At 64.7% G+C, this 23,291-nt stretch carries 22 protein-coding genes; 4 read left to right on the top strand and 18 right to left on the bottom strand.

Annotation, left to right across the window (positions count from 1 at the left end; genetic code table 11):
- Positions 1-25: 25 nt before the first annotated feature.
- The 14 genes from QZ634_RS01710 to QZ634_RS01645 form a co-directional block, all read right to left on the bottom strand.
- Complete coding sequence (locus QZ634_RS01710) at positions 26-919, bottom strand: transporter (RefSeq protein WP_291985019.1); 894 nt, start codon at positions 917-919, stop codon at positions 26-28.
- Positions 920-1,041: 122 nt separating this feature from the next.
- A complete protein-coding gene (locus QZ634_RS01705) occupies positions 1,042-3,804 on the bottom strand; it encodes a mechanosensitive ion channel domain-containing protein (RefSeq protein ID WP_291985017.1) in 2,763 nt (920 codons plus the stop codon).
- Positions 3,801-4,388, bottom strand: coding sequence for a PqiC family protein (locus QZ634_RS01700; RefSeq protein ID WP_291985015.1), 588 nt, complete (start codon positions 4,386-4,388; stop codon positions 3,801-3,803). Before QZ634_RS01700 ends, QZ634_RS01705 begins: the two co-directional genes overlap by 4 nt.
- Positions 4,389-4,406: 18 nt before the next feature.
- Positions 4,407-6,068, bottom strand: a complete 1,662-nt coding sequence (locus tag QZ634_RS01695; RefSeq protein ID WP_291985013.1) for an MlaD family protein — start codon at positions 6,066-6,068, stop codon at positions 4,407-4,409.
- Positions 6,061-6,714, bottom strand: coding sequence for a paraquat-inducible protein A (locus QZ634_RS01690; RefSeq protein ID WP_291985011.1), 654 nt, complete (start codon positions 6,712-6,714; stop codon positions 6,061-6,063). The genes QZ634_RS01695 and QZ634_RS01690 overlap by 8 nt, the downstream gene beginning before the upstream one ends.
- On the bottom strand, positions 6,711-7,406 hold the full coding sequence (locus QZ634_RS01685) for a paraquat-inducible protein A (protein ID WP_291985009.1): 696 nt from the start codon (positions 7,404-7,406) through the stop codon (positions 6,711-6,713). Before QZ634_RS01685 ends, QZ634_RS01690 begins: the two co-directional genes overlap by 4 nt.
- 67 nt (positions 7,407-7,473) lie before the next feature.
- Positions 7,474-8,805 (bottom strand): outer membrane protein transport protein, encoded by a 1,332-nt coding sequence (locus QZ634_RS01680; protein ID WP_291985007.1) that lies wholly within the window; start codon positions 8,803-8,805, stop codon positions 7,474-7,476.
- Positions 8,806-8,908: 103 nt separating this feature from the next.
- Positions 8,909-9,439 (bottom strand): hypothetical protein, encoded by a 531-nt coding sequence (locus QZ634_RS01675; protein ID WP_291985005.1) that lies wholly within the window; start codon positions 9,437-9,439, stop codon positions 8,909-8,911.
- Positions 9,440-9,551: 112 nt separating this feature from the next.
- Positions 9,552-9,956: an SHOCT domain-containing protein gene (locus QZ634_RS01670; protein ID WP_291985003.1), complete on the bottom strand. Its 405-nt coding sequence runs from the start codon at positions 9,954-9,956 to the stop codon at positions 9,552-9,554.
- Positions 9,957-9,984: 28 nt separating this feature from the next.
- Positions 9,985-10,623 (bottom strand): DUF1579 family protein, encoded by a 639-nt coding sequence (locus tag QZ634_RS01665; protein ID WP_291985001.1) that lies wholly within the window; start codon positions 10,621-10,623, stop codon positions 9,985-9,987.
- Between the two features lie 81 nt (positions 10,624-10,704).
- Positions 10,705-11,115, bottom strand: a complete 411-nt coding sequence (locus QZ634_RS01660) for a hypothetical protein (RefSeq protein WP_291984999.1) — start codon at positions 11,113-11,115, stop codon at positions 10,705-10,707.
- 90 nt (positions 11,116-11,205) lie between these two features.
- Positions 11,206-12,846: a hypothetical protein gene (locus tag QZ634_RS01655; protein ID WP_291984997.1), complete on the bottom strand. Its 1,641-nt coding sequence runs from the start codon at positions 12,844-12,846 to the stop codon at positions 11,206-11,208.
- Positions 12,847-12,955: 109 nt separating this feature from the next.
- Positions 12,956-15,025 (bottom strand): DUF1214 domain-containing protein, encoded by a 2,070-nt coding sequence (locus QZ634_RS01650; protein ID WP_291984995.1) that lies wholly within the window; start codon positions 15,023-15,025, stop codon positions 12,956-12,958.
- A gap of 165 nt (positions 15,026-15,190) precedes the next feature.
- A complete protein-coding gene (locus tag QZ634_RS01645) occupies positions 15,191-15,787 on the bottom strand; it encodes a DUF1254 domain-containing protein (RefSeq protein WP_291984993.1) in 597 nt (198 codons plus the stop codon).
- Between the two features lie 172 nt (positions 15,788-15,959).
- On the opposite strand from QZ634_RS01645, the gene QZ634_RS01640 reads away from it, so the two are divergent.
- From QZ634_RS01640 to QZ634_RS01630, 3 genes are read left to right on the top strand one after another with little or no spacing between them, the layout of a single operon-like run.
- Complete coding sequence (locus tag QZ634_RS01640; protein WP_291984991.1) at positions 15,960-17,030, top strand: AraC family transcriptional regulator; 1,071 nt, start codon at positions 15,960-15,962, stop codon at positions 17,028-17,030.
- A gap of 60 nt (positions 17,031-17,090) precedes the next feature.
- Positions 17,091-17,900: a DUF2092 domain-containing protein gene (locus tag QZ634_RS01635; RefSeq protein WP_291984990.1), complete on the top strand. Its 810-nt coding sequence runs from the start codon at positions 17,091-17,093 to the stop codon at positions 17,898-17,900.
- Entirely contained in the window at positions 17,897-18,109 is a 213-nt protein-coding gene (locus QZ634_RS01630; RefSeq protein WP_291984988.1) for a hypothetical protein, read from the top strand. The genes QZ634_RS01635 and QZ634_RS01630 overlap by 4 nt, the downstream gene beginning before the upstream one ends.
- 50 nt (positions 18,110-18,159) lie before the next feature.
- On the opposite strand, the gene QZ634_RS01625 is transcribed toward QZ634_RS01630, so the two are convergent.
- Positions 18,160-18,663 (bottom strand): hypothetical protein, encoded by a 504-nt coding sequence (locus QZ634_RS01625; RefSeq protein WP_291984986.1) that lies wholly within the window; start codon positions 18,661-18,663, stop codon positions 18,160-18,162.
- A gap of 246 nt (positions 18,664-18,909) precedes the next feature.
- Between QZ634_RS01625 and QZ634_RS01620 the strand changes: the two genes are divergently transcribed.
- The gene (locus QZ634_RS01620) at positions 18,910-20,610 is read left to right on the top strand and encodes a methyl-accepting chemotaxis protein (RefSeq protein ID WP_291984984.1); all 1,701 of its coding nucleotides are present in this window, start codon (positions 18,910-18,912) and stop codon (positions 20,608-20,610) included.
- Positions 20,611-20,637: 27 nt separating this feature from the next.
- On the opposite strand, the gene QZ634_RS01615 is transcribed toward QZ634_RS01620, so the two are convergent.
- The 3 genes from QZ634_RS01615 to QZ634_RS01605 are packed head-to-tail and all read right to left on the bottom strand — an operon-like array spanning position 20,638 to position 23,244.
- The gene (locus QZ634_RS01615) at positions 20,638-21,426 is read right to left on the bottom strand and encodes an arginyltransferase (protein ID WP_291984982.1); all 789 of its coding nucleotides are present in this window, start codon (positions 21,424-21,426) and stop codon (positions 20,638-20,640) included.
- 4 nt (positions 21,427-21,430) lie between these two features.
- Positions 21,431-22,138, bottom strand: a complete 708-nt coding sequence (gene aat, locus QZ634_RS01610; RefSeq protein WP_291984980.1) for a leucyl/phenylalanyl-tRNA--protein transferase — start codon at positions 22,136-22,138, stop codon at positions 21,431-21,433.
- A complete protein-coding gene (locus tag QZ634_RS01605; RefSeq protein WP_291987938.1) occupies positions 22,135-23,244 on the bottom strand; it encodes an ABC transporter ATP-binding protein in 1,110 nt (369 codons plus the stop codon). The genes aat and QZ634_RS01605 overlap by 4 nt, the downstream gene beginning before the upstream one ends.
- Between the last annotated feature and the right edge of the window lie 47 nt (positions 23,245-23,291).

Genomic DNA, 23,291 nt, shown 5'->3' with positions numbered 1-23,291 from the left:
CAGGTCAGGTCCAGCGCCCCGCGCATCACAGTCCGGCGCCCCAGCGATACTGCCAGGCGATCCCGAGAAGATCGAAGTTGTTGCCGGTGCGCGCCGAAACGCCGCTGCTGCCGTAGAGCTTGATCGAGTGGTGAATCGTCATCGGGAAAGCGAGTGTCGCACCAAAGCGCCAGTTCTGCTGCAGGTCGCTGCCCTGCGTGCCGTCAAGCGTCGTCCGGCCACCGGCAAAATAATTGGCGTCGAGCGAGCCCCAGATGCCGGCAGCGAAGCTGTAGATGACGTGCCCTTCCAGCGCATAGAGCGGATCCTGCGATCGTCTGTTGCCGTTGAAAAAATCCTCGTTGTCGGTGAACAGGGTGGCTGCCGCCGTGCCCTCCAGCGTCCACTTCCCGAGCGCTTTCGAGATCCCCAGTTCGGGCTTGAACGACCAGCGATTGGTGCCGAGGTTGACCGCCTTGCGGTCATCGTACTGACCCAGCGGCGCCGACACGCGCAGGCTCGCGCCGACGATCAGGTCCTGCTCGTAGGCGGCAAATTCGCGCAGCGAGAGCGCCGGCGCGCCATAGACGTTGACCGACACCTTGAATACCGGGTCGGCGAAACCGGAGACGTCGCGACGGAGCGCTTCCCCTGCGTAATCGGCACTCCCGCTCAGCTCGCCGTAGGGAACGATGATCGTAAGCTTGGCCGACTGGCCCAGGAAGTCGAGCACCCGTCCATAGGCGAGAAGGGTACTTGAAGTCGTCAGCTGCGGATTGGTCAGCGGCACCGAGCTGTCGAAAGCCAGGCCTCCGCGCGTCTCCCCGTAGCCGGCGACGAGGAAGTTCAGGCCCACCGGCGCGTTGGAGTACGAGCGCGGCTCCATATCCTGCGCGTGCGCGCGGGAAACGCCGACCAACAGCCCGCCGGCGACGAGCATCGAGGAGATGGCTCGGCCGAGTCGAGGGCGGGATCGTCGCCGGGATGGCGACGACGGTCCGCGCACGCGCATCGGTCGCCATGGCCAGCAAGGTATCTGCGCCGACGGCACGAGCAGCGCCCCTACGCACTCGGCGACGCGGAGGGCATCGCCTGCGCCGGAGCGGGTGGCAAGCCGTCGCCCTGACCCCGGACACTTTCCTGCACGCCGACGAGCCCGGGCGCCGAGCGCACATGCAGATCGCGTTGCGGGAAGGGAATCTCGACGCCGTGCTCACGGAGCACGGCTTCCATGGCCATGTTCAATTCGTGCTGCACGCGCAGCCGCTTGTCGAACGAGCCGACGAAAGCGCGAATTTCGAAGTCCAGCGAGCTGTCGCCAAAGCCCATGAAGAAGACCGACGGCGACGGATCGACAAGCACGTCGTCGTTGGCCCTCACCGCCTCCAGGAGCACCCGCTGGACGAGCTCAATCTCGCTCCCGTAGGCGACGCCGACCTTGAGCAACAGCCGCGTGGTCTGGTTGGAGAGCGTCCAGTTGACGACACTCCCGGTAATGAACGCCTTGTTCGGGATGATCACTTCCTTGCCGTCGAAGTCGACGACGGCCGTGGCGCGGGCGCGGATGCGCGCGACGGTCCCCGTGACATCGCCAACGGTCACGATGTCACCGATGCGGATCGGGCGTTCGGCGAGCACGATCAAGCCGGAGACAAAATTGGCGACGATCTCCTGCAGGCCAAAGCCAAGGCCGACACCCATGGCGGCAATCAGCCAGTGGACGTCGCCCCAACCGATGCCGACGATACTGAAGGCGCTGACCATGCCGACGGCAGCGAGCACGTAGCGGGTGATGATCTTGATGGCGTAGGTGGCGTCGGCCTGCACCTCGAAGCGCTGCAGCAGCACGATGTCGAGCAGCGCACCGACATTGCGCACGGCGACGACGGTGACCACGCCGACAACGATGGCCATGAACAGATTGCCGACGGTCAGCGGCAGCGTCGTCGCCGTGCCGTCCACCGTGGCATGGTAGGTCCACAGGGCATAGTCGCCGATCACCGACAGCGCCGGCAGGCCACCCTTCCACACCCCCCAGAGGCCGCCGAGCAGCAACAGGGTGATGAACAGGTCGAGCAGCGAGCGTGTTTGTTCGCTGATCGCCGCGATGTCCAGCCGGGCGGGTGCCGGCTCGGCGACCTCGCTGCCGTCCTCGCCGGTCTCCGCGGCCGCCTCCCTGGCCTGGCGCAATGCCTCCCGCGCCTGATGACGGCGCAGGCGGCGGCGCTCGACCTGGACCCACAAGGCGATCAGTCCATAGAGGGCCACCGCACCAAGGATCAGGAACAGCGACATCAGCGTGCGACCAAAGAAATAGCCAGCGGCGACAAAGTAGCCCGCCGCGCTGAGGCCTGCAATTGCCAACGGTACAGCGACGGCAGCAGAAAACCACAGCGCGTACAGGCGAACCGCCCAACTGCGCGGGGCGCGCGCGTACAGGCGCTGAATCAGGGGACTCCGACGGCGCAGCAGCCGGACGAGGAAAGCGGCGAAAACGAGCATCGCAAAGCTGAAGCTCATCCGGCCGATGCTCTCACGGTTGGCGAACGGCGCGTGGTCCAGTCCGTTCAGCGTCACCACCAGCAACAAGGGTATGAAGACCAGGGAAAAGCGGCGTAGCGCCTGCCTGGTGAAGCTGAGCAAGGACTCGTCCCAGCCGAAGTGGCCGCCGGCGACGCCACGCCGGTCGAGCAACCAGGCCAGGGCAGAGAGCGCCAGAAGCAGCTTCCCGGTCGCCGCCAGGGCATCGCCGAGCGCCAATGCGAACGGCTCCGCGTCGAGTGCCGCCGCCAGCAGAGTCGCCGCCGTCCACATCAGCAGCGGACCGGGAAGGGCCAGCGCAAGAGTGATCGCCAGCGCGGTCACCGTGTAGCCGATCCAGTAGCGATCGGAATTCGCGTCCGCCGGCGCAAGCACGACCAGCTGCGCCTGCAGGCGCTTGCGGGCAAAAAACAGAGTGACCGCCAGCAGCAGCGTCAGCACGGGCCAGAACGGCCGCGACGCCAGCTCCTCGGCAAGCGAGACAGCAGCGGCACGCCAGTTGGCGAGCGACGTCATCCAGGCCCACGAACGCGAGAATTCGCCGATGGTCTGCAGGCTTGGCCGGGCGGGCACCCAGAACAACAGCCGGGTCAGTTCCGCACGCACCGCCTGGGTTCGCTGCGCCAGCTCGAGAGCAGCAGCGTCGCTCGCCTGCAGCGCTTGCAACAACTGCCCCTGCTGCTCGTCAAAACCGGTCAGCAGGGTTCGCTGCTCACCGAGTAGCGGCCGTGCCGCCGCCTCGAACTGCGGCCACAGGGCATCAGGGAGCGATGGCTTCGACGCCGCAAAGCGCATCACGGTGGCCGTTTCCATGTCCGCGAGTTCGTCCAGCGCACGCTCGGCACGCAGACTGGCGTCGCTCGCCGCCTCCAGCCGGTCCTGGCGTCGGCGACGGTCGTTTTCGAAACCCTCGGCGCTGGGCAGTCGGCTCAATTGCTCGATAACCGCCTGCGCAAACACCTGGCCCAAGGCGTGCATCTGCGCGTGCCGCTCGATGCGCTGCATGCGTTGGTCGAGTTCGCTCCGACGGCTGCGCAGCTGTCTGACATCACTGCGCGCCTGCTCGAGTGCAGCCGTCCCGGCGGCAATCTCACGGACCAGACGAGTGTTCTCCGCGGCGATGGCGCGCGTCAGATCGGGCTGCGGGCCGACTTCTGCCCGCACCGGCTGGGCGAGCAGCAAGGCGAGGAAAAACCACAACGACACGGTAAATGGCAGGCGCTTGATGCTCTCCCCAAAGCGGCGCGCAGACGCGCCGCGTCGAGCCAGGCAGGGCTCGGTCATGGGGATTTGAGAGCTAAGGCAATATCCCCGCTGACCTGCGCCAACGCTCGGCTGTGTGCCGCAACCAGGGCCTCGACGTCCTTGCCCGCAGTCGCCTCGCGAACCAGCGAGCGGCCATTCTCCGGAGTACCTCCGGCGACGCGGCGGACCGACCACAGGGCTTCGATGAGCACGCCGTCGCCGAGGGTGGAGACGAATTGCTGGATATCGATGCGCACCTGGTAATCGGGGGTCGAGCGCGTACCCTGCGCGTACGGCCAGACGCGCGCTGCAGGCAACTCCTGCGCCAGATTCTTGGCGATCACGCGCGCAATATCTTCGCCGAGCGGCGCCGCCCAGCGGTTGAACTCGTCGAACTGGACCTGGTTGGCGCTGGTGCTGACCACGATCTGCGGACGATCGACCAACGCCGGCACCGAGACCGGGCCGACGGCCACCGCAATTCCGGAACGGCTCGCGGCAGCCTCTTCGAGCGGCGCGACCGAGCCGCTCAAGGCGTAGAAGCGGGCAGGCGGTGACGCGCAGGCGCCAAGCATGGCGGCAAGCAGAAGGCCAGCCGGTAAGAGGGTTTTCAGATCAGGCATCAGCTTTGCTCCTCGGTCTCAGTTCTTGCCACGAACCAACGCTTCGGGATGGCGTTCGAGATAATCGGTCAGCACGCGCAGCGAGCGCGCCGCGCGGGCCACTTCACGCAGCGCTTCGCGCAGGTCCTGCTGACCCGGCGCGTCCGGGCCTAGAAGGGTGGCATCGGTATCCCGGATCATCTGGTCGGCGGAAACGGTCGCCCGGCGGAAGTCCTCGAGCGCCTTCTTCAACTCTGGCGTGACATCGGCGTCGATGCGCCTGACCGCCCGATCGGTGTCCTTGAGCAGGCGATTGAGGGCCACCATCGACTGGCTGAGTTCGTCGCCGATCGCTTCCAGCGGCATGGCGTCGATCTTGGCCATGATGCTGGTGACTCGCTGCTCGAGGTGAGGCAGGGTGCTCGGAGCCACCGGCAGTTCGACTGGATCGGCCCGCCAGTTGACCTTCACCCTGGCCGCTTTCGGAAAGTACTCGAAAGCCACGTAGAGCTGCCCGGTAAGCAGGCTGCCACTGCGCAGCTGGGCGCGCAGGCCGCGCTCCTCGATCATCCGCCGAATCAGCTCCTGTCGCCTGCTCCCGTCCGTGGCCACCGCCTCGTTGGCGACTTTCTGCGCCGCGCTCAGACTGGCGATGAGACGCTCGGGATAGGCCACCACTTCGACGCGACCGCGAAGTTCCAGCGTCTTCGGATCGAGGTCGAGACCGACGTCGGTCACCGAACCCCCTTCGAGGCCGAGAAGGGTTACCGGCGCGCCGACCGACAGACCGCGCAGCGATTCCTTGAAATAGAGGACGTAACGCGTGGCGACCGATTCCGCCTGCGCCATCGCGGCGAGCTGATCGCCGTAGAGCGTGAACTCGGTATGGGCCGCGGCCGGTTCTGCCTTGGGGGCAAAATGCGGCGTTTCGAAGGCCAGGCCGCCAGCAATCAGTGCCGCCATCGACTGCGTCCGCACGTCCACTCCGCCGGCACCGATCGAGACGTCCAGGCCACTCGCGTTCCAGAAGCGCGTCCCCGGGCTGACGTATTGATCGTAGGGCGCATTCACGAAGACCTTGATCTCGACGGCCTTGCCGTCGTCCGACAGGTTGTAGCCAACAACCTGCCCGGCCTGTAGACGACGATAGTAGATCGGCGAACCGATGCCCAGCGAGCCGAGGTGCAGGGCCTTGAGGACGAACGGGCGCCCAAGTTGATCCCGGGTAATGATCGGCGCCACGGCAAGTCCGGTGAAACTGCGCTCGGAGCTATCCGACTTGCCGGCTTCGAAACCGATATAGTTTCCCGAAAGCAGGGTGCCAAGGCCGGACACACCGCTCAAGCTTACGCGCGGCTCGACGACCCAGAACTTGGCGTCCTCGACCATCAGGCCAGCCGCGCTCTTGGCGATTTTTGCGGTGACCATGACCCGCGAGTAGTCGTCGGCGAGTTGCACCGCGGTCACCTGCCCGATGTTCACGTCCTTGTACTTGATGAAGGTCTTGCCGGCTTCGATACCTACCGCAGTCTTGAAGACGATGCTGATCGTCGGCCCTTCGCTGAGGTACTGCTGGATGGCGATGCCCACGGCGACGACCGCCGCCAGAATGGGGATAATCCACACCACGGAGATTCTTGTCCGTTTCTTGCGCACGACGGTGGCCTGCGGCAACGCATCGTGGTCGTTGCGGTCAGTCATCTTCATTCTCCAGATTAGCGGCCGAATCCCAGATCAATCGGGGATCAAAGGTCTCGGCCGCGATCATCGTCAGCACCACCACCACCGCGAAAAACAGCACCGCCGGTCCCGGCTGCACGGCCATCAGTGGTTGCAGTTGCACCAGCGCGACGATGAAGGTGACGACGAAGACATCGAGCATCGACCAGCGGCCGATCAGCTCGACCATTCGGTAAAGGCGCGCACGCTGGTGGCACGCACCGGGCATGCCACGCTGCACGCTGAGCAGCAGGTAGATCAGCGCGATCAACTTGCCGAGCGGCACCATCACGCTGGCCACCAGGACGATCAGGGCCAGCGGCCACGACCCCGAGGCAAAAAGGTATACCACCCCACCCATGATGGTATCGGCATGCGATGAGGCGAAGGTCGTGGTGGCCATCATCGGCAGCATGTTTGCCGGTATGTAGCAGACCGCCGCGGCGATAACCAGCGCCCAGGTGCGTTGCAGCGAACGACGGCGGCGAAACTCGAGTTCCCCGCCGCAACGGGGACAGTGCCCGGGATCGTCGGGGTGTACCGGCCGCGAGAGAAGTTTGCACGTCTCGCAGGAGATCAGGCCGTACTGCGCAGCGGTGATTGCCCCCACTGGCTTGAGCGCGCTCATCGCCCGCTGGCGAGAAAATCCGCCTCCTCGACCGCACGCGCCGAGGCCTTGGCGTTGTTCTCGCAGGGCACCAGCTTCCAGATCTCGCGAGCGTCGAAGCTGACCATGATTGCCGGCAGGAGAACCGCCAGAACACCCATCGCGTAGAGCGCAATACCGGCGTCAACGCTGGCCAGCTGGGCAACCTTGATCAGCGCCACCAGGATCCCCAGCGACATCACGTCGTACATTGACCACGGCTGCATGTGCAGACACCAGCGCAGCACTTCCCCGCCCCAGTGCGGAACCGGCGCCCGCTTCGCCAGCAGCAGCACGGTGAGCATCAGGACAATGAAAAACGCCGGCGCGATGACTGCGCAGAACATGACAATGGCCGCGGTAATCGTCTCGCCCTCCTGCCACAGCTGCCAGGCACCGCCGATGATCGTCGTGCTCGCGTGCCGGCCGACCGCCGACAGCCCGAGCAGCGAAGTGGTGATGGCGACGACGAAGACGATCGCCGCGGTGATGGTCAACGCCAGGGGAATCTGCAGGGGATCGGAAGGCCGCGCGGCGAGCGAGTGACCACAGCGCGCGCAATGCGCCTCGCCGCGAATCGGGAGTGGCGGAATGCGCTGCAGCAGGTCACATTCCTGGCAGGCCATCAGCGGCTGCAAGGAAGCGGCTGGCGCAGCGCCAAGCGGATCAGTCATCGGCCCGAACGGCGCGGGCGCGAGGCATATGCGGCGCCTTCAGCGCCGACGCGTGTCCCTGCATCCGCTAGAACTTCCAGTTGTAGTACGCGGCAACGTAGATCACGCCGGTATTGTCGTAGGAGCCGACGACATCGCCGCGCCCGCCAGCCCCCGCTGGCACCGCGCTGTGCAACTTGGTGTCGAGCGTGCCACCGTACAGGTACTCTCCGGCGATTCCCCAGGAGGCAGACTTGCTCAGCTGCTGCTCGCCGCCGACACCGAAACGCCAGGCCGAGTTGACTGGCAGCAGTGGCGAGACGTCGCCGGATTGCATTGCGGAGTCGTAGGCGACGCCGAAGTTGAGCAGCCAGGGTTCGCTGATGCGGTGCTGGGCGCCCAGCGCGACGTGCCAGGTGTCCTTGAATTTCAGGTTCTGCGTCACGCTGACGGGATTGGTGGTGTCTTCGATACCCAACTGCACCTGACCGAATTTCGACCACTGCTGCCAGCCAACGCTGCCCAGCAAGGCCCAGCGATCATTCACCTGCGTGAAGATACTGGCCATCGCCTGCTGCGGGACATTGATCCCGACCTTGATGTCCGCGTCGAGCGTGCCACGGTTGCGCAGCACGGTGTTCAGCACGGGAGCGAGATTCGAGAACTTGGCCGAGGACTTGAAGTCCAGATCGATCTGCGAATTCCAGGTCAGCCCCAGGCGCGTGCCCGGATCGATCTCGTAGAGCAGGCCCAGATTGAGTCCCCAGCCCCAGGTATTGTCGTCGATCTTGAGTCGACCGTCGCCGAAGCCCGGCGCAACGTTGTTGATCGCCACCTGCGTGCTGTAGATCCCGTACATGGCATTGACGCTCGCACCGAGCGAGAGCTGGTTGTTCACCTTATAGGCGATCGACGGCAACAAGGAGATTCCGAGCAGCGTCGTGTCCTGCACGTAGTAGCGCCCGACCCAGTCGTTGTCGTAGCTCAGGGGAGCACCAAAGTTGCCGGTCGCCGCAAAACCGAGCTTGAGATCGGGCGAGACACTGTAGCTCAGGAAGCCGCCACCGCCCGGGAACCAGCCGTTCGAGCCGACCGCATAGCCACCATTGTCGCTGCCCAGCCCACGGAAATCGGTCCCCGATCCAGCCGAGAACTTGGTGTTGCCCCAGAGCAGCTGCCCGGCCGCCAGGAATTGCGTCCCCTCCAGCCGCGTCATGCCGGCTGGATTGGTGAGCACCGTTGAAGCGTCCTGCGCACGCGCGCCATAACCCGCCGAAGCGAGGCCGACGTCGGCGGTTCCCACCTCGTAGGCGAGCAGTCCACCGGCGCTCGCCTGCCCGGCTGCCAGGGCGCCCGCGCAGACGGCCACCTTCGCCGCGGTACGGCAGCATTCAGCCATCGAAACTTGCCACTTCGTCATCTCACCATCTCCCTCGTTGAATAGTCGTCAATGTCCCCCGGACGCCAGTTGGTGCCGGTTGCTGGGTCACTCCCGGGCAGCGCATGCCCGGCTGGCCAGGCGCTTACCGCCAGCCGACTCCGCGACGCCCGACACCGACGCCGTGGAAGCCGACGCCCACACCACCGCCAGGGCCGATCCAGTCGATGAACAGGGAAGTCGGGCCACCTGCGGTCGGCATCTTTCCTTCGATCAGCTTGTAACTGTACACCAGGTCCTTGCCTTCGACGACCGGCTTGCTGATCTCGATCACGGTCAGCGTATTGGCCGCCTGCCCCGGTTCGTAGACGGACAGCGTGGCGTTCGGCGGATCCTTGCTGAAATTGTTCGGCCCGGCTGCCGCGGTCCACTCTTCGAGATACGCCGGCATGGTGATGTGCCCGGCGACGCGCACCGGCCGATCGGAGAAGTAGATCGTCTGTGGCGCGACGTTGACCAGGCGCAGCGTCTTGCCATCCGCTTTCAGACTTTCGGCGCTTTGCACGAACATCAACTGAACCTTGTCTTCCGCCGCACTCACCGGATTGAGCAAAGCGCCAAGCGGGAGCGCAGCAGCCAAGGCCGCGGCGGCCATGAATTTTCGTCTTGTTTTCATCGTCCTTCCTTTCTTTTCGTGCTGAATGAATGAGGTGGAATCTGCCGTCACCCGCGCCTGCAGACGCGATCGACAAGCTGCCGCGTCAGCGCAGCCGCCACAGCCACCGGCCTTATTGCGTCAGCTGGTTGAGAATTTTCTTCTTCGCCGCCTCGTAGTCGCTGGCGCTGATCAGGCCCTGGTCGTAAAGCGACTGCAGTTCCTTGAGCCGTTGCTGCGGCGTCTTGGTCTGGCTCGCGTTCGCCGCGGCCTGATCGGCAGCGGCGGCCGCCTGCTGCGCCGATGCCGCGGACGAATTGGCGGCGGCCTGCGCCGAAGCCGCGGCCGCTGCCTCCTGCGAAGCAGCCGCGCTTTCGCTGGCCACCGCCGCCGTGGTCGCCGCGCCGGCAACGATCACCGTCCGCCTGGCAGCGCGCCGCCAGACGCCAAAGATCGCCCAGGCCGGTTGCGTACAAACCAGCAGCGCCAGACCGCCCAGCAGGCTGCGCCGTGAAATACCCTTGCCCGTTTGCTTCATCTCTTCTCTCCTTTTCCAGTCGGCCCGACTACTTGCTGCGCGTGTAGCGCAATTCCATCATCTTGAACATCTTGTTGCCCAGGCCATGGCCCCAGAGCTCCGTGACGTGGCCACCGTCGTCGCTCATCTTCACGCGCAACTCGACGGGCGTCGGCTTGCCGGTCAGCGCGTCGGGGACCGAGGCCTTCATCGTCGCCGACTTGCCGCTCGCGTCGAAGCCCCCCTTGTACCAGGTCATGCCGGTGCTGCCGCTGTCCATCCAGGTGGACTGGTACTGCTTGCCGACATTGTCGAAACCGATATAGCCGATGCCGTTGAACGGCTGGCCCTGCAGGTCGCCAGCAAGCGTCATCTGCACGTAACGCTCACCGAGGACCCAGGCGCTGACACTGGTTGCCGACGATTCGATCGGCGGCTTCGACGGGTCGACCCAGGTGCGGATGGCGACGTTGAAAGTCCCAATCATCGCCGCGAGCCGTTTCTGACCCTCGCCCGGGGTCATGGCGCTATCGAGCGCCCTGGCCTGCGCCAATTCCTTCGTCGATTCCTTCGTCGATTCCTTCGTCGATGCGCTTGCCGCCGCCGTGCTGGCGTCCTTGGCAAATACCGGGTTGGTCAGACAGACAATGGCGGCCAGAAGCCCCCCGACGCGATAGGACATTTTCATTTTTCAAGCCTCCTTTTCGAACAACAATCGGCACCACGAAATCACTTGCTGCACATTTTGGCAGAAGTGGTCAACACCGTCTCAGCGATAAGGCCGCGCGCGCCGATTCCCGGCGGCACCAGGCTGGTTGACGCCGGGGTCCCGCCCGACGTTGCCGACGGCCCCGGGCTGGTTGACGCCGGGGTCCCGCCCGACGTTGCCGACGGCCCCGGGCTGGTTGACTCCCGGATCACGTCCGACGTTACCCACAGCCCCGGGCTGATTGACGCCCGGGTCCCGCCCGACGTTCCCGGCAGCTCCTGGCTGATTGACTCCGGGATCGTGCCCGACGTTGCCGGCTGCACCGGGCTGATTGAATCCGCGATCGCGCGCGTTCAGCGTCGCCGGCACGGCGACGATCAGGGCGCCGATAAGCAGCGCCGGCAGCCACGTTGCTCTGCCGCCGAGCGGCGGTTCGACGGCCTCTTCCTGCACTGTCATTGATGTTTTCATCGTTTTCTCCAAAAGAAATGAAACGGCTCCAGCGCACCTCGACGCAAGCCTTGTCGCGGCCGACGAGCGCGCCGCACACCCGCCGAACGGCTACTTGCCACCCGGCGAGCGGGCCTTCGGCATCACCTGCAGCACGTAGAAGCCCTTGCCGACCGCCGTCGGGAAGTATACGCGCCCGCCGAAGCCCGGCGGCGTCAGCGAGTTGATCGTCAGCGGCTCGAAGAAGTCCGACTCGGCGATGATCTTGCCGGTGGCAGCGTCACGCCAGGTCAGCTGTTCCTTGTAGTTGGCCGTGAACAGCGCGGCCTTCAGCGGCTCCTTCTCGACGTTGCGCTTCATGTTCGTCAGCACCAGCACACGCTCGTCGGGTGGCCCGAAAAGCGGCTGAAAGGTGGTGGTCGTGTCGTCGAGCACGAATACCACTTTCAGTTCACCGCTGGCCGGGTCGAGCTTGATGCCGGCGACCTTGCCAACGCCCATGTCGGCTGAATAGATCATGTTGTTCTCGGGGTCGGCGCCGCACTTCGGCGGCGCGAAGCTCCACTCGCCCTTCTTCAGCTCGCCGAAGGGGAAGATGATCTGCTTCCTGCTGGCGTCCTTCAGGTTCGCGACGACGATACTCGATGCCACCTTCTCGCTGCCGGCGCCATTCAGCTGGAAGGCGATCCAGTCGCCGACCAGACTGGGGGCGGTGGCGGTTGTCTGGCCTTCCTGCATGGGATAGATGACCCAGGAATCGTCAGCCGAGAGCTTCTTCGTCTCCGCATCCCAGAAGTAACGCCGCGCGCTCTTGTCCATGCCAATGTAGATCGCGATCCGGCCTTCGTACATGCTAACGATGTGCGGCGACGACGCCGGTTCGGGAAGTTGGATGTCATCCAGCACCTCGAGTGTATCGGGGTTGACCGCCACCAGCTGCGAGTTCGGCTGCTTCATGCCTTCCTCGGCCGCGCACTTGATGATCGCCATCGTGCCCTGCAGTGTGCAGCCCTTGGGCCGTGTCTGGTCCTTCATGATCAGCGTGCCATCGGGCGCTATTGTCATGTGCTTGAAGTTGGTGTCCATGGGTGGCGCGTCGCCACTGGGCAGGGTGTTATGCTTGAGAATCGCGCCGGTATCGGCGTCGAGCAGCACGATCTGGTTCGACCAGGAAAAGGCGATCTTGCCGTTGGCCAGGATGTTCAGGTTGGCGTTGCCGATCCAGCGGCCCGACGCGTTCAGGTTGTCCAGATAGGTGCGCCAAAGCTGCTTGCCGGTCGTGGCGTCGGCCTTGGCGACGAAGGGCCCGGCCATGTTCGGGTCTTCGAGCGTCGGGTATTCGCCGCCAACGATATACAGCTCGCCCGGCTTGCGGTTGTTGATGTACGAGATGCCGGGGTAGTCGTCAGCGCTGCGCCAGGCGTAGACAGTGTTCGCGCCGTCGCGCGCGCCGAGGAAGCTGGCGCAGGGGAACAGGCCGCTGCGCTGGGCATCGGAAATTTCCGCGCCGTTGAGCGACGAATAGTAGCCCGGCGTCGGGATCTTCTGCTGACATTCCATTTCCTTCGCGTACAGGCTGATGTCCCCCGGCAGCGGGCCGTTGGCGGCGATCTGGTTCGCCGTCAGGCCGATCGTGGCGACGCGCTGGTCGATCTTCGGCTCGATTACCGACCAGCCCAGGCGGTAGGCGGCGTAGCCCAGCGCCACCACGACGATCAAGCCGATCAGCTTCAGCAATGTCGATGCCTTCAAGATGTTCTCTCCCCTGGTTGGTCGCGATGCGGATGGCACAGATCGAACGGCAGCGCATCACGTGCTGCCATAGCTTGCGGCAGTGTCGGCCGCATGGCGAGGCAGACGCTCACTGCTTCAGCCCGCGGGCCTCAAACTCGGCCTTCGTCATGTATTCGCCGCGCGGGTAGTACGGGCCCATCACCTGCTCCTCCATGCCGGGCTTGGTGATGTTGTCGGGGCGCTCCGTCCAGCTCGGGTTGGTCGCCATGATGCGCAGCATCAGCATGCCGAAATCGGGCCGGTTCTTCGCCCCGTCGACGCCTTCGCCACGCGGGCTCCACTCGATCCAGGCCACGCCGTTCTCCGCCGTCGCGTTGGCCGGCCGGTCTTCCTTGCGGCTGTAGACGATGGTGTAGTTGCGTTCGCCGTCCAGCGGCACCTGCATGTCGGTCAGGCCATCGACGATCTGCCCCGAGGGCATTGCCTCGCAACTGACCAGCGACCAGTACTGCGTCTGCGCCGCGGGCATCACCTCGAGGCCCTTGCCGCCGGCACCGGCGTAGGTGTTGGGGAAGGTCGGCATCTTGCCACGCATGACGTACACCGGGCCGAACTTGCGCGACAGCTGCACGAACATGTACTCGGTGGCCGGGTCGCCGCCACCGTCGATCGGGCCGGCGAAGGCGATCTTCGCGCGCTCCTCGGGCGTCTTGAACGAACCGAGGATCGAGTAGCGGATATTCCAGTATTTCTCCCACACCGGCAGCCTGCGCGCGGGCGCGGTGGCCGGGTCGAGCGCCGGGTCGTTGCCCTTGGCGTGCACCAGCTGCTCCCACTGCTCGTCACTTAGCGGCTGTTTGGTCGCGCCGGGGAAGGGACGGCCGAAGCGCTTGACGGTCTCCTCCGCCGACAGCGTCGTGCCGTCGGCCAGCATGCCGGTATAGGTGGGCATGTGGAAGCCGCCGCTGGGTGTGTCGGCCGGGCCCCAGCCGGTGCCGTCGCTGCCCTGGTCGGAAAGGTAGATGCGGTTGACGAACTGCAGCTCGCGGCCGCCGGTCCCGGCATAGAGCACGTTGCGCTCGCGCTGTTGCGGATCCTTCGGCGCCTCCCTGGCGACGACGCGCAGCGTGAAGTTGCGCGGTTCGGCGAGGCGCTGGGCACCAACGAGGAAAGGATTGCTCGAAGCGGCGTCAGGTTCGATCTCGCGCGCATCGACGGCCTCGCCGATGGAGACGAAGGTGCCGCCCTCATCCCGGTACAGCGCGAACTGGAAGTAGCGCGCATGCGGGTAACGGTACTTGAAGCTGACGCTGGCGCCGTCGGGGATGGCCATCCGGCCGATGAAATAGGTCGACTGCCAGTCGGGCCACAGGTTGGGGTTCTGGATCGGGCGCGGGTATTCGAGATGGTTCCAGTAGCCCCAGCCGCGCGGACCCTGGAACAGCGGGTCGTTGCCGTAGCGCGTATCGGTGCGCACGATGTTCTCGACTGACTTGTCGCCGAAGCGTCGCACGCCCAGCGCGTTGAGGTTTTGCACCGGCACCAGAGCCGGCGGCTTCCAGGTGCCCTCACCCAGCGGATATACCGACGGCGCCTCGGTCTTCGGCCAGTACAGGCGCATGACGATGAACATCGGTCCGGCGGGCGCGGGCAGCCAGTTCGCTTCCTTGTCCTTGCCCGGCGAATCCTTCTGAACATACACCGTGATCGAGCCGTCGGCATTCTTCTTGAGCGCCGGCAACATCGGCGAGTTGATCAGGTAGCGCTTGATCGGGTTGTCAATCAACAGTTGCGTGCGCCCGTCGTACATGGTGATCGACCAGAAGGCGTTCACCGGCGGCAGTTGCCCGGGCGCGAAGGTCATCTGGTAGGTGTGCCTGGAGCCGTCGGCGACGATGCCGTTGGCGTCGTGCCGGGTGAACGGGTAGACGGCCTCGGCCTCGCTGTTGCCGTAGATACCGAGCTTGGCGGCGGCTGCGCGCAACGCCCAATTGCCGTTGTAGAACTCGCGGCTGCCGGCAGCGGCACCGATATGCCAGCCGTTGACGTCCTTGCCGATGCTCTCTGCAGTCTGCCCGATCTTGTGCAGCGCGGCCTTGATCGCCGCGCCCGTTGCCTCCTTGAGCGCCGGTTTCATGGGTTCAGCCGAAGGCTTGAGTCCAGCGCCAATTCCGACCTTGGCAAAGCGCTCGCGCATCGGCTTCTCCACCTCGGCCGAGCCGCCAGGCGGGCAGAACTGGAGCAGGAAGTTCAGGTAGGTGGCAAACTCGGTCGTGAAGGCATCGGGCTTGACGGCCGGCCATTGGATGGCCGGTGCCGCCGGCGGCTTGGCGCCGCCGGTGAAGGCGGACAGCGACTTGACCTAGTAGCCGGCCTGGACCTTCTTGACGTTCGGCATGTCCGCCGCGTTGAACAGCTGGGTGCGGTAGATGGCCAGGCTGAACTGTGTCTCGCTGCGGAAGGTTTTGACCACCGTGGCAGGCGCCGCGCCCTTCCAGTCGGGTCCGGCGATCAGGTAGCAGCCCGCGTCATTGCCGGTGGCGCGGCTGCCGATGTAAGCGTAGTTGTCGGTGTACAGGTCTACCAGCTGCACATCGTAATAGCGCGCCGGCTCGATCTTCGGCATGCACAGCACCATCGGCTCGGCGCGCAGATCGAGCATGACCATCGAGTAAGGCGTATCGCTGTTCGGCGTGCTGATCGCCGTGTCCTTGGGCGTGTAGACCCGCGCTTCGTTGTGCAGGGTGTTCACCGGCGCCTTGAACTGGCCCGAGTCGCGGTCGATGAAGTAGTCGTACTGCACCTTGTAGCCGACGATCATCGGCAAGCCGTAGAGGTAGGCTTCCTCGACGACCGCCTTGATCTCGGCGAGCTCACTGGCCTCCTGCGCCGCCAGACCTGCGCTTCCCATGGAACTGAGCATGGCCATCACCACCAGCCCGGACATGAACTTGCGCATGCGCAGCTCCTTTCAATACGAATGAGGCAACCGAAGAACCGGGCAGAACAGGCGGTGATCGCCAGGCCCACGAAAGGACGCGATTGTCGACGCTTCCGTACCGACTTGCTTGATAATTTGCGACAGCTTCGCGTGTTGCTTGCGAAGACTCACCACAAGGGATGGCCAGGAAATGGAGCAATTCAAGAAAGCCTACGGCGATGTTCCCGAGGGATTCCTGCGCGTTGGCCCGCTCACGCAGATTGCGCAGGCGGTCGAGCACTATGCTGTCGACGCCGACGCCTTGTTCGCCAGCGTCGGCGTGGCGAGGGATCTGTTTACCGACCCCAACAACATCATCTCGCCGCACAGCGCGGGCGTACTGCTCGAACGCTGCGCCGCGCTTACCGGCTGCCCGCATTTCGCCCTGCTTCTCGGCCGCGCGCAAGGGGCATCGTCACTCGGCATGGTCGGCGAGCTGCTGCCGCACTGCGCGGATGTCGGCACGGCACTGGCCCACCTGCAGAATCTGCTGCACCTGCACGACCGAGCGGGGATCGCCACACGAACGATCGATGGCGATACCGCCACCCTTGGCTACACCCTGTTCGCCGGACCGATCGCCGGTGTCGACCAGATCTACGACGGCACACTGGTCATCGCCCAGAACATCATGCGCCTGCTCTGCGGTGCGCAGTGGAGAGCACGCGCCGTACTGCTCTCACGCCGCCGCCCGGAGAACCTGCGGCCGTATCAGCAGGTTTTTCAGTGCCCGATCGAATTCGACGCCGAGAGCTCGTCACTGGTCTTTGCCGCCAGCAACCTGAGCCTGCCGGTCGCCGGTGCCGACCCCGGGCGCTTCAAGGTACTGAAAGAGCAGCTGGCAAGCATCCACGACCGGAACGACCTTGACTTCGTCGCGCAGACCCGTCGCGTGGTGCAGGCGATGGTCGTCCTGCGCCGCTGTTCGCTCGCTCGCGTCGCCGGCGAGCTGTCGATGAACCCGCGCCGACTGAACCGCCTGCTCGAAGGCGAGGGAAGTTCCTACCGGGAATTGCTCGACGAAGCGCGCTGCAGTCTCGCGTTGCGCCTGATCTGCCATACCGATCTGCCACTTGGACACATCGCGGCGGTACTCGACTATTCGGGCGCCAGTGCCTTCACCCATGCCTTCAAGCGCTGGATGCGCGTCTCGCCACTGGCGTGGCGCCTGAGCAACGGGCAAGCAATCCCTGCCGCCGCAATGCCGCTCGATTCACGCTAGACTAGGCCACCCGTTACACTTCCGGACGCGGGGTCCGTTATTCAGAATAGGTAGCCGCCAATGAATCCAGATGTACGAAAACCGTTCAGTTTCTCCGTGCGCAGCTTTTCCGTTCTTGCCTTTTCCGTGGCGCTCGGAATTGGGCTATCGACCAGCGCGAGCGCCGACGAAGCGGATGCCAAGCGCCTGCTCAAGGCGATGTCCGATTACCTGGCCGGGCAACAGGCGCTGTCGTTCAGCTACGACGCCACCCTCGAGGTGGTCACCCCGGAAGACCAGATTCTCGGGCTCGCGAGTTCGGGCAAGGTCGTCGTCAAGCGGCCCGACAAGATTCACGCGACGCGCGCCGGCGGCTTCGCCGATGTCGCCATGTCGTTTGACGGAAAAACGCTGACCATTCTCGGCAAGAACCTGAACGCCTATACGCAGGTCGAGATACCGGGGTCGATCGATCATCTGATTGACGTGATGCGGGAAAAATACGACCGCCCCCTCCCCGCGGCAGACCTCCTGCTGTCGAATTCGTACGCGATGCTGATGGAGGGTGTCGAAGACATCAAGGATCTCGGCAGTGGCGTGATCGGTGGCGTCGAGTGTGATTCGCTGGCTTTTCGCAGCAAGGACGTCGATTGGCAGATCTGGATCGCGCAGGGCGAAAAGCCGTATCCCTGCCGTTATGTGATCACTTCCAAGAGCGTGCCGAATGGCCCGGGCTACAGTATCCAGTTCAGCAACTGGAAGGACGGGAAGGCGGTCAAGGCAAGTGGTTTCGAGTTCAGAAATACGAGCAAGGCGAGCAAGGTCGAGCTTGAGGATCTCAAAGGGACGGCTGACCTGCCCGAACACTTCACCAAAGGAGGAAGCAAATGAGCAGGCTGAGACCAGTTGCTATTTTCGTGATGGCCACGGCCATCGTTGTTCTCGGATCTGAAGTGGGCGAACAGCTCGCGATTCCGGGGATTCACGGCGTCGTCCCGAGCGCCGAAGCCGTCGTCGGCCGGCCGCTCACCCCGGTAAGCTACGCCGGTGTCGCACGTCGCACCGTGCGCCGTTGCGCGGCAGGGGTCTATCGCTGCTAGTCTGTAGTTGCTGCGCGAAGGGTGTAGGAAGGACGCCCTTCGGCGCAGTTTCAGTGACCGCCTGTTGGCGCAGAGGGCTCGCTCGGCGAAAGCCTGCCAGCGCTGTGGACGATGCCGAAGTCGCGAAGTCCGGCGATGAAGGTATCGGCCGCGCTGCCGTGGCCGTTGGCGCGCGCCGCGTCGAGTAGCGCCGACGCCAGGCCGGCAAGCTCTTCGCGACTTCGCGCAGAATCGATACTGGCCGCAAGGTAATCCGCATCCGGACCGAGAGCGGCGAGCATGCTGTTCATCATGAACTGCTTTGCCGCCCGCAAGGAATCTGCCGATACGCCGCCAGCCTGCGCAGCCACTTCGATGAAACCACAGGCGAGCAGGCCGGCAATGCCCGCGGCAGCCTGGGCTGGCGACGAGAAGCGGCGCACCAGCGCCGCCGCCGTGGCCTTTCCATCGATGGTAATCAGGAGCGCCCGCAAGCGGGCCGGCAGCTTGTGTCGGCGCCACTTGATCTCGTCGAGCCCCCTGGCCGTCTTGGTGTAAACGATGTCCGGATCCATCGCCACTCCTCTGCTCTCAGGCGACGAATATAACACCATTCATTCTGCCCGGCGCCGGTCGCCGGGGCACCGCGATCGCCGTCAGGCGAGGCTGCAGGAGGGCCTGGAGCGATACTGACCGTCATGCTTTCGACACAACAGCTGCCTACAATCTGCCGGTCGCGTGCGCCAAAGGGTCGTCGCGGACGACGCGCTCGCGGGCTGACCGGGGCCGCTACGGGTCCGTACCCAGCAAAGGAGACAGAGGTGGACAAAGTGTTCAGCAAACTACGCATTGGTGAAAAGATCGGCCTCGCCTTTACCCTCGTCGGCCTGCTCTTTATCGGCGTCGTCTGGCACTACCATCAGACCTTGGCTACCGTGCTCGGCGACTACCGCCAAATACAGGTTTTCGAAGTGCGAAAATCCCTGGCGCTGGAAATCGAGATCGAGCTGGCCGCCGTGCGCGACGCCGAGAAAGGCTTCCTTATCGAGCATCAGGAAGTCTTCGCCGAAGAAACCGACCAGCGCTTGCAGGCGCTGAACGACAAAGTGGCGGCGCTGGCCGCGGTCGACCAGGATTCCCGGCAAACTGCCACGGCGCTGCAAAGCCTGCTGAGCACCTATCAGGAACGTTTCCACGCCGTCGCCAACGCCTGGCGGGTCATGGGACTGGACGAGAACTCCGGCCTGCAGGGCGCCTTCCGCGACAAGGTGCATCGCCTCCACGAACTTGCCGCCAACTACAGCGTGGACCGACTGTATACCCTGCTCCTGCAGATCCGCCGCAGCGAGAAGGATCTCGCCTTGCGCCAGGACGCTGCCTACCGCGAACGGGTGCGCAAGCTGATCGCCGAGTTCCGCGCGCAGGTGGAGACGTCCGGACTCAACGACGCGATCCGCCAGAAACTGCTGGCCGAACTGACGGCCTACGCAACGAGCTTCGAGCCCTACGCCGACAGCGCCCTCAAAACCGGCAACGTCGCCGGCGGCACGGGGCCGTTCCGCGACGCCGCACACCGCATCGAAGCGATGCTGACTGCCCATCATGTGCCCAAGCTGGAAGCCAGCGTCCTGCAACTCAGGCGACGCGAAAAGGACTTCCTGCTACGTGGTGATGAAACATACCCGCCAATGGTCGTCGAAATCGCCGACGCGATACGCGTGCAGATTGCCGGCTCGCTGATCGCCGATGCCGACAAGGCGCTGCTCAGCGGACTGCTGCAGGACTATCAGCGGGACTTTCTGGCGCTGGTCGCCCAGAGTGGCAGCATCGGCACGCTGAGCCGCGAGATGAGCGCCGCCGCCAGCCTTGTCGCGCCGCTGGTGAAACGAAACGTGGACCAGGCCAATCAGATGATGGCCCGCCGCGTCGCCGAAATCACTGCATCGTCACAGGCCAGTGCGCGACTCAGCCTGATCGTCGTCGCCCTCGCCGTCGCTCTCGGTGCGGTCTTCGCCGTGCTGATAACCCTGCGTATCGTGCGTCGCGTTCGGCTGATGGCCGGACTGCTCGACGACCTGGCCTACGGGAGCCCGACCCGCCGCGTTCCGACGGTCAGCAACGGCCGCGACGAAATCAACGCCATGGGCGAATCGCTGAACGCGCTGGTCGACCACCGGGCAACGTTCATGGGATGGTGGAAGGAATCGATGGCCGAGGTGAACGCGCGGCGCGAACTCGCTGCCGCAAACAGCGACGAGGAAAAAGACCAGGCGATGCACGACCTGCGCAGCGCGGGAATCGCCCAACTGCACCTGCTCAACGCCATCCGCGGTCGCCTGCTACAGCACGGCGAGCGCGTTCTCGACATCTCGCAACGCATCCTGAGTGCTCCCGGCAAAGTCACCGAGCAGGACGGAAAGGCGCTTGAGCACGCGGCCAAGGGCATGGCTACCCTGTTCGAGGTGCTGAACAACGACGGCGAAGCGCCCGCCAGCCAGAAACGAGGTCACGCGCAGCCCTGAGACCATACCCTGCACGATGCGCAGTCGTCAGTCGTCGGCAGGAGTGGTCGCCGCCGGGGCTGGCCGGGCAGGCGGCTCCGCCAGGCGCGCGTGCAAATCGACCCACTGCCGGTCGAACAAGCCCTCGATGGACTTGAAGTTGGCCTTGTAGGACATCTTCCTGCTCTCGCGAATCCAGTAGCCCAGGTACAGGTACGGGAGCTTGTTGGCCGCACACTGGCTGATCTGCCAGACGATGTTGTAGGTGCCGAAACTGGCCGAAGCAACGTCCGGATCGTAAAAGGTGTAGACCGACGACAGACCGTCGTTGAGCACGTCCAGGATGCTCACCATGCGCAGGACGCCGTTTTCGGTGAATTCGACCAGGCGGGTGTCGACGCGACTCTGCAGCAGGAAGTGCGCGTACTGGTCGTGACTGTCCTCATCCATGCCGCCGCCAGCGTGCCGCGCCGACTGGTAACGCAGGTAGAGCCGATAGTGCTGCTCATTGAAGGCCAGCGGCAATTCACGCGCCTGCAGCCGGGCGTGCATGCGCACACTGCGCCGCTGGCTGCGGTTGGGCTGAAAGAGCTTGACCGGGATACGTACCGGAATGCAGGCCTGACAGTGGTCGCACTTCGGCCGATAGGTGAACATGCCACTGCGCCGAAAGCCGCTGCGCACAAGTTCGGCGTAGACCTCGCTGGTGATCAGATGGCTGGGCGCGGCGACCTGCGATCGCGCACGCTCACCGGCCAGATAGCTGCAGCTGTAAGGGGCTGTGGCGTAGAACTGCAGCAGCGAGAAGGGCAGGTCGGAGTCATTGAGTCGCGCCATGCAGCTAGCTCCAGGGTTGGCTGGCGCCGTCGACCGGCCATCGGCCGGGCTGCCACGGCACGGCGACCAGCGCGCGCAAGCGGGCCATGAACTCGGCACGGGGAATTTCACGCGCCCCCAGAGAGGCCAGGTGAGCCGTCTTCATCTGGCAATCTATCATGCCGTAGCCCTCCCCCTCAAGGAAGCGGGCGAGGTGCGCAGCGGCGATCTTGGAGGCATCGGTAGCCTGCGAAAACATCGATTCTCCGTAGAACATGCGCCCGATGGCCATTCCGTAAAGTCCTCCCACCAACTGCCCATCGATCCACGTCTCGACCGAATGCGCGAAGCCGAGCTGCGCCAGCTGCCCGTAGGCGTGCTGCATCTCGCGGGAAATCCAGCTGCCGTCCTGACCGGTGCGCGGCACTTCGGCGCAGGCGCGGATGACCGCCGCAAAGTCTCGGTCCAGCGTCACCTGGTAGCGGCCGGCACGCAGGCAGCGGCGCAGCGAGCGCGAAATGCGGAAGGCGGCAGGGTCGAGCACCATGCGTGGATGCGGACTCCACCAGAGAATCGGCTCGCCGCTCGCGTACCAGGGAAAAATGCCGTGCTGGTAGGCGTTGAGCAGGCGTTGCGGCGACAGGTCACCGCCTGCACAGAGCAGGCCGTTGGGCTCGAGCAGCGCCGATTCCAGCGGCGGGAACGGTGCCTTGCCTTCGAGCCAGGGAATCATCGATGGAACTGAATGCCCTGCGCGATGGGCGCCAGGCTGTGGATCGGCGTCTTGAAGGCGACGACGTGATCGACGTCGAGGCGGATACCGATTTGCTCGCCAATGGCGTGGTTGTGATGCGAGGGAACCAGCGACAGGACTTCGACGCCACTCGCCAGCTGCAGGGTGTAGAGAATTTCCGCACCGCGAAAAGCCTTGAGGCGGACTTCGGCAAGCAGTTCGCTGCGGTCGTCGTGAACAATGTCGTCCGGACGCAGCAGCACTTCGACACCACAACCCTTGCCACAGGCTCCGCAGCCCTGGCTGCATTCGAGCGGCAGACGCGATTCGAGAACGCCAAGTTCGACCTGCACGCGCCGTTCGTCGATGACCATGCCGGCCATGAAGACCCCCTGCCCGACGAAATCGGCGACAAAGCGATTGACCGGCTGGTGGTACAGACGATACGGACTGTCCCATTGCTGAATGATACCGGCGGCCATGACACCCACCTCGTCGGCCATGGCAAAGGCTTCGTGCTGATCGTGGGTAACCAGCACGGCGGTAATGTTCTGACTCTTGAGAACGTCGCGCACCTCGAGTGACAGGCGCTCGCGCAGGCCGACGTCGAGATTGGAGAACGGTTCGTCGAGCAGCAGCAATTGCGGCTGCGGCGCCAGCGCGCGGGCCAGCGCGACGCGCTGCTGTTGCCCTCCCGAGAGTTCATGCGGGTACTTGCCACCCTGACCGTCAAGACCAACGGTCGCCAGCAGTTCGGCGACGCGATCCCGACGCTGCCCGGCGGCCAGTCCGGAAAGCCCAAAGCCGACGTTGGCGGCGACGCTCAGATGGGGAAAAAGCGCGTAGTCCTGGAAAACCATGCCGATCTCGCGCTTCTCGGGCGGCACTCGCCAACCAGAGCGGCTGACGGCCCGGCCCTGAACGCGAATCTCGCCGGCGGCGATCGCTTCAAAGCCGGCGATGCAGCGCAGCAGGGTCGTCTTGCCGCAACCCGATGGGCCGAGCAAACAGGCGATGGTGCCGGTTTCAACGCTGAAACCGACGCCATCGACGACGGTGTGCGAGCCGTAGCGCTGAACGATTCCTTCGAGTTCGAGATGGGCCATCGCAGCCTGGTGAAGAGTGGAGAGTTGGTTCTTGCCACGTGCCGACG

It is taken from the genome of Candidatus Accumulibacter sp. ACC007 (assembly GCF_907163205.1).
Classification (GTDB): Bacteria; Pseudomonadota; Gammaproteobacteria; order Burkholderiales; family Rhodocyclaceae; genus Accumulibacter; species Accumulibacter regalis.
The sequence above is the reverse complement of the archived record's forward strand: the minus strand, read 5'-3'. Positions and strand labels throughout refer to the sequence as shown.